Below are 326 nucleotides of genomic sequence, written 5' to 3'. Positions count from 1 at the left end.
ACTGCGCACGCTTTGCTCGCCCACGCTCACACGCAGCGGCAGGGTGTTGATGAACATCCCCAGGGCACGGTCAGAGCCCTCGCCCGCGTGCATCCGGCCCAGCAATACGGTGCCGAACACCACCTCCTGGCGTCCGGAGACTTTACCCATTACCTGGGCCAGTGCCAGGTGCATCACGCTGGCCGCACTCACCCCCAACTGCCGGGCCTGCACGCGTAGCCGTTGGCTCAAGGCGTCATCCAGCATGCGATGGCTTCCTTCGATGCCATGACCGTCACCCTGCTCGTCCTGCAGACCGAACGGCAGCGTCGGCTCATCGATGTCAC

1 protein-coding gene is annotated in these 326 nt (G+C 65.0%); it reads right to left on the bottom strand.

Annotation, left to right across the window (positions count from 1 at the left end):
* On the bottom strand, nt 1-326 hold a 326-nt coding region (locus tag SB756_RS28845), incomplete at both ends, for a condensation domain-containing protein (protein ID WP_410912942.1).

Source organism: Pseudomonas sp. SIMBA_068, from assembly GCF_046534705.1.
GTDB lineage: Bacteria > Pseudomonadota > Gammaproteobacteria > Pseudomonadales > Pseudomonadaceae > Aquipseudomonas > Aquipseudomonas putida.
This window is presented reverse-complemented; position numbering and strand designations above follow the sequence as displayed.